Here is a 6318-nt window from a genome sequence, read left to right on the forward strand (position 1 = left end):
ACCCTCAAGGAAGTTGTTCTATGGAACATAGAGATGCCTGGATCGCTGCCGTCAGCGATTTGCTGTCTGGTTATCTGCTCAAAGGCACGGATGATTGTTTCGAAACACAAGGCCGGGCGCATCTGGCGCGCAGCCTGGGGCAGTACTTTGATCAAAACCTGCCAGTGCGTCTGGTACTGCCAGGTTTCCCTTGCAAGTCGCCAAATGCCAGTGACCAGACCTTCGGCGTGCTGCCGGATTATGGTGAGGTAATGGCCATCGAGCGCCTTGACCAGCTCGGCCAAGCGATCGCCGCGTTGCACACACCGGGCTGTGTGGTGTCGATCCTCAGCGACGGGACGACGTTCAATGACATCGTTGGGGTGGCCGACGACGTTCGCGCAGCCTACAACCGGGCGTTGCGTGAACTGTGCACCACCCATACGATTCAGTGGGTCAGCATGGAAGACCTGTTCCCGCAGGCCCAAAGTGCCGAGGCGGTCCGCGCCAGCCTGGTCAAGCAGGCCCGTCTACCCTGGAAAAACCTTGGAGAACTGATCGAGCAGAGCCGGCACGATGAATCCCTCGGCCAGGCCCATGACAACCTCTGCAGTCATTTGTATAACGACCTGCGCCTGTGCCGTGAGGACGGGCAGAGCGAGGACGAGTACCTGCAGCAAATTAACTTCAAGGCCTACCAGATGATGTTTCGTGGGCAGGCATTGAATGCGGTAGTGGATCGTTTCTTCGGCGACGACATTCGATTATCGGTCCATCAGTACAGCAATGCCGGGCCCAAATTCACCGTTGGGATGGCTGAAGGGCTGACCCGTGTCGACAGCCCCTGGCATGCCGTGCCGGTGTGCAACATCGATGGTAGCCAGCGTCTTCGCGCACGGGCCCAGGTCGACCTCGACCACCATGTGCTGGTCACCTGGCAGGGGCGGCCATGGCTCTACCACCAAACCGAAAGCCCGCAGGCCCAAGGCTTCGAATACGAACTACAAAAGCTTCCGCTATTTGGCCTGGTGGTGCGAGACCCGCTGGGGCTGGGTTTCGAGCGACTGTCCAGCGGCCTGCTGGAGGCACTGGTGGAAACCTTTGGTTTCGTCTGTCTCAAGGGCTGTCGCTTCGACGACCAGGACAGTTTCGCTCGCAGCTGCGAACGCTTTGGCACGCTGTACGAGTGGGCCTTCGGTGCCGTGAATGTGGTCAAGCCCGCGGACAAACCCCAAGGCGTGGTGCACTCGCTGGAGAAAACGCCATTGCACTGGGACCTGAACATGCTGCCCGACAGCGACCCACAGGTTCAGCGCAATCCGAAATTCTGCGCCAGCAAATTCATGCTGTATTGCAAGACAGCGCCGCAGCCGGGCGAGGGTCAGACGATCATCGTCGACAGCCGAAACGTGCTGCGAAAAGCCGGGCAGCAAGTCGCCCGACAATGGCAGGCGGTGAACATCACCTACTACACCAAGATGACTTACTTCGGTGGTTCGCCGCGCATGTTCAGCCTGGTGGATCATCACCCCCGTAGCGGCGAACTCATCCTGCGTTACCAAGAGGGCACCGACTCAGGATTGCAGACACTGAGCCAGTCTGTGCAGGACCATGATGAGCAGGCCCAGCAGGCGCTGCTTGAACAGGTCAACGCGCTGGTTTATGACCCGGACTGCCTGATCGCCCATCAATGGAGCGAAGGTGATCTGGTGCTGATCGACAACTATCGGACGCTGCACGGCCGACTGCCGATGTCGGCGGCTTCCGCCTCGCGGGAGCTGTGGCGGGCGCAGGTTTACTAACCGCAATTGTCTGGCAGGCCCTGGAGACAGGGCCTTGCAAGAAATTCCCTTATAGGTAGCCCGTTTGACGTCACTGGGGCTGCCTTCACATTCGTTTAGCTAAACTGGTATTCGTACAAAGCAACGTGTTGAGTAAATAATTTCTCATATAAGTGATACGGAACGCCGAGTATATTTATCTCAATGCAAGGAGGCAGAAGCTCTTTCGAATAATCCAGGATGCTCACACCAGCGCATGGAATAACCATACCTGCTTCAGTCTGAACAGAAATATTTAGTGCGGACTGATCGTGATGGTTTGTGCAACATTCATTCTGGATTACAGAATACCCATCGGCAGGTTCGAACTGACCAAAAACTACGCCCATGGGTGGATCCCCTTGTTCGAGTGTCGAGTGGCCTACCAAAACATCTCCGCTATAAATTGAGAATCTCTCCACAGTGATGTCTACCTTTTGTACAAAAACAGGAAGGGGTGGATTTATTTACTGCCTTGGCGGGTTCCGCTCCTAGGCACAAATCTTGGCCCAAAAATAAATCTGTGGCCCCTTTGTTATCTATAGACGGACATTGAACTCACAGAGCAGCGTTTGGTGTTGTGCTACGCCTGTAAACGATCAGGCTGTCCGATGTAGCGATAATTAAGGTTTGGCCAGTATAGGAGAACCCGAAAGCTCTCAGTCCGATCTCGATCGCCAGTTTGTGAAAGGCACTGGCCTGTTTATATCGGGCGCCATACAGGCATGAACCCGGCTCGACCAGAAGTAAATGATGGCACGGCCAATTCAAGGGAACGTTCTCGATCATCCAACCGTCGAAAGCACCCACAGGCAGGCTGCCTCCATTGATACCGGCCATGGGAATAGTCTTGCCTGTCAGTGGACCGATACCTTCAGCCTCCAAGTACTGATTACTTTCGACATCCTCCGTATAGTCTCTTGCGATCTTCTGACCTGTCAGGCAATCGATAACGCTACGTCCTGAGCTGGAGGTCACCAGTAACAGTTCGGAGTCGCGGTCGAAACCAACTTCCAGAAGGCTTCCCACGGCAAACTGAGCGGCGATCTCCCAAGGGGACGGTGGTGGGGAGATGGGAAGCTGGCCGATAGTCTGACGCAGTGGATCGAGGTATGAAGTATTCATGTCGGTCGAACGAGCCTGAAAATTTCGCTGTACGTTAGCACAGGTGATGCGAGCGTCCACTTTCGCCCCAGGCTGGGTGAAAACGCATGCGCCGTTTTGAAGTCTGCGTTGCTACGTAAAATCTACCAGCGTTTGGTTAATCAGCGGGCCGGAAATCTGCTTAGGAAAAAGGTGCCAGGAAAAAGGTGACCTATCTATTTGAGTAAATAGATAGGTCACCTTTGTATAGGGTTAGGCTGCACTGTTAATTGCAGCTTCTAAATGTTTAATCGTATCGTACTCTCCGAGTGCCGATAGAGCCTGATTAACTATAACCCAGCTATCACCTAGCTTCCCTGTTATGTGGTGCTGGTAAAGGTTGTAAATTGAATAATATGCCATTTCCATGTCGGCGCTAAATTTTAGATCTTCGTCTTGTAGGGCCGCAGCAGGTTCTAAGTATCGCTCATTAATATTTAATTCGTCTTTGCCATGGATGACTGCTTCTATTGCGTCGTAGGGTAAAGAAAAGTCAATTTTTTGCACTGTTCCTGCAATGGTTTCACGGTATTCAGTGATTCCGTTGTTGCTGGTGTAGTTAAGCCAAAGCTTATAAGCCTTTTTGCAAAGATCAATCTGGACCTTTTTTTGTTTCTCTGGATGTAACTCAAAATATTTTTTCGCTACTGGATGCATACGAAGCCTAATGTTTGGTTTAGGGGAGGGCTGCGGAGTGCAGCTCCGAGTAAGCGACGCGAATGGCCTTGAACCGTCTATTAGGCGTCACTGCCGCCAGATAAGTTAATGACCTGGAAAAAGGGACGCGCCCATTAATCGGTCTCAAATCAAGGCTAATGGGTGTCCCCTTTGTTACGCAATAAGTACCAGATTTTGGTTGTGAATGATTAATTTCGCTGTTGTCACAGATATAGAAACTACAAAGCCTGTACCAGGCCATCTGTAATTATTCCCGAAAAAATCGCCTCGACCGGTCCGGTCAGAAAGACAGGTCCCACGCCATCCCATTGAACCGTTACAGTCCCGCCATCACATTCAACCTCCACGGAGTTGTCTAACAAACCACGACGAATTCCGTTAACAGCAGCGCCGCAAGAGCAGGAACCTGAACCAAGCGGAATACCGCCCCAGCGCTCCCAAATGCGCAATCGAATGTGCTTTCGGTCAATGATCTGGACGAAATGCACGTTCGTCCTGAGGGGAAATAGGGGGTTGGTTTCAATTGCCGGCCCGATTGTCGCGATATCAACAGCTGTTAGATCATCCACAAAATAGGTGCAGTGCGGATTTCCCATGCTGCAAGCTGATGGGTCACCAGCAAGCGGCAAAACAGCTGTGTCCATTTCCAGAGCCAGAGGAATATCCGACCAGCCGAAAAGTGGCTCTCCCATGTCGACCGAAATTGCGCCGGTTGAGGTTCGTTCGCAAGTCAGGAGACCACGGTTGGTTCGGAGCGCTATCGAAGTAATATTGGATTCGCGCATCAGCATATCCGCGGCACCCCGCGTTGCGCTGCCACAAACGTCCAGCGTGGAACCATCTGCATTCCAAAACATCAAGCGCGCATCTGCATCATCGCAATCGAGCACCACTGCGAGTTGATTGAATCCGACTCCTTGGTTCCGATCCCCCATCCGCCGCGCCATGTTACTTGTCATTGGATTGGACGAATTTCGCGAGTCTACGATAACGAAGTCATCGCCATTGGCGTGCATTTTATGAAAACTCAGCGGCATTGATAGAACCTAGTGACAGGACATATGGTGGATGGACGTTTAAAGGTGATCTAGCCCCGCTCGCACAATTTTTGCAAGCGGTGTGAAAGCTCGAGAGGCAGATGTGTTTGGCAGATACATACCTTAGGCGACGGCATCAAAGGGTGTGTTGCCTGGACGGTTATGTAGATGCATCTGAGTGGCCTCTTTTGGTCGGTAGCACCTGGCGCTATTGACTGTCCGCTTTGCCAAACCGGTCATTCGTGACAGGCAGAAAACGGCCAGAAGCCGTCGTTCAGAGTAGGGACATGACCCGCCTTCTTACTAGCGGCAAAACACTTCATAAGGTGTACTGCGCGCACCATGCGACAGCCCCACACATGCTGTGGTGCACACAGCCCCCCTTACACGATAGCGTCTTTTCTCTTGAGTTTGATGCCGGCCTTCGATTAGATATGAGGCGTAAACGTTGTGACGTGAATAGCACCATCAAACACAAGGGAATAGCACTAAATGGCCAGGATAGAGCCCGTTTTCGGCAGCATCAGCAGCGAAATCGAAAACCCATACCAACCGGGCGACGCCCAACTGATTGACGACGAGGTTGTCACGTTTTCAAACTCCAAGATTTTTGATTTTTCCGGGCGTATTTCTCTGGCGCGCTTCTGGCTGATTCATGTGCCCTTGGTGCTGGTTCTTCCGTGCATTTTGCTGTTGTTCTTTATGGTGGGGTTGCGCCATCAACTGGTGGTTTTGCTGATAGTCGGTGTCACCGTTGTCGTTCCTGCCATCCTGCTCAACGTGTCTCTACTGGTACGCAGGGCACGTGATCTAGGCTGGAGTCCGATATGGGGAATGCTCTCCGTATTCCCTGTTATCGGTTTTGTGATAACGCTTCCGCTCATCATGCTTCCGGGGCGTAAAGCGATTAATAAATACGGCCCGCCCAATCCACCTCTCTCGACGTTGGTAAAGCTACTTACCGCGCTGTTGGTGGTGCTGGCGCTTGTAACTTCAACCGTGCTAGTTGCGTATTTTCCCCAATACCACCCACAGGCACTCTACGAGTGGTTCTTTAATGCATTGGCTCAGGCATAACGTTAGCGTACGCGAAGTCCATGCTTCGCCTCATTGCGCGGCGCCAAGTGCTCAGGTGCCTTTGTAGAGAGCGCTGCGCGCACCACGCGATAGTCCTGCGTACGCCGCGGTGATGTCCATTGGGAAAAGAGAACAGATTTATTTCTCTGCTCTAAACGTCCGCTCTTGGCCGTTCTCTGCCTGTCGCGACCGTCAGCTTTGGGTTGTGGAAGCGGTCAGTCGTAATCGACTAACCGCTTCCGGCAGGATAAAAACGGAATGTAAGCAGGCAAAAAACCGCAGCAATACGTTTTTTTTTCAACTAAATGCGGGTCACTGACCCTTGGGCGTATCAAACCCACGCTGCTCAATCACCCCAAACACATCAGCAATATCCTGGACCATGATCCGGGCGATGTTGGTGACGGTGTTGATGTCGTTCTCGGCGTAGTCGGGGAGGCTGGTGCAGGCCATGAGGTTGAGGTATTTGAGGACGGCGTTGAGGCGTTCGTTGACGCAGTTGTGGAGTTCGCGGAGCGGGACGTCGCTGTCGATGTGCAGGACTGGGCAGTCGGTGGCGAATTGGGACATGGGGGTGAAGCGGT

General features: G+C 52.9%; 6 protein-coding genes. 2 read left to right on the plus strand and 4 right to left on the minus strand.

Annotated elements, in window-relative coordinates; genetic code table 11:
* The first annotated feature begins 20 nt into the window (after window positions 1–20).
* Window positions 21–1781: an L-tyrosine/L-tryptophan isonitrile synthase family protein gene (locus FPT12_RS26720; RefSeq protein WP_145022350.1), complete on the plus strand. Its 1761-nt coding sequence runs from the start codon at window positions 21–23 to the stop codon at window positions 1779–1781.
* Window positions 1782–2357: 576 nt separating this feature from the next.
* Here FPT12_RS26720 and FPT12_RS26730 read toward each other — a convergent pair.
* From FPT12_RS26730 to dapF, 3 genes are all read right to left on the minus strand, one after another.
* Window positions 2358–2984: a hypothetical protein gene (locus FPT12_RS26730; protein WP_256676873.1), complete on the minus strand. Its 627-nt coding sequence runs from the start codon at window positions 2982–2984 to the stop codon at window positions 2358–2360.
* A 171-nt stretch (window positions 2985–3155) separates the two neighbouring features.
* Window positions 3156–3599, minus strand: a complete 444-nt coding sequence (locus FPT12_RS26735; RefSeq protein ID WP_145022356.1) for a hypothetical protein — start codon at window positions 3597–3599, stop codon at window positions 3156–3158.
* Between the two features lie 239 nt (window positions 3600–3838).
* On the minus strand, window positions 3839–4657 hold the full coding sequence (dapF, locus tag FPT12_RS26740) for a diaminopimelate epimerase (RefSeq protein ID WP_145022359.1): 819 nt from the start codon (window positions 4655–4657) through the stop codon (window positions 3839–3841).
* Between the two features lie 492 nt (window positions 4658–5149).
* Between dapF and FPT12_RS26745 the strand changes: the two genes are divergently transcribed.
* Window positions 5150–5734 carry a DUF805 domain-containing protein gene (locus FPT12_RS26745; RefSeq protein ID WP_145022362.1) on the plus strand — a complete coding sequence of 195 codons (585 nt, stop codon included), beginning with the start codon at window positions 5150–5152 and terminating at the stop codon, window positions 5732–5734.
* Between the two features lie 312 nt (window positions 5735–6046).
* Here the strand turns inward: FPT12_RS26745 and FPT12_RS26750 are convergent.
* Window positions 6047–6318: fructose-bisphosphate aldolase (locus FPT12_RS26750; RefSeq protein ID WP_145022365.1), on the minus strand; the 272-nt coding region annotated here is incomplete at its 5' end.

This window comes from Pseudomonas sp. H3(2019) (genome assembly GCF_007713465.1).
Taxonomy (GTDB): domain Bacteria; phylum Pseudomonadota; class Gammaproteobacteria; order Pseudomonadales; family Pseudomonadaceae; genus Aquipseudomonas.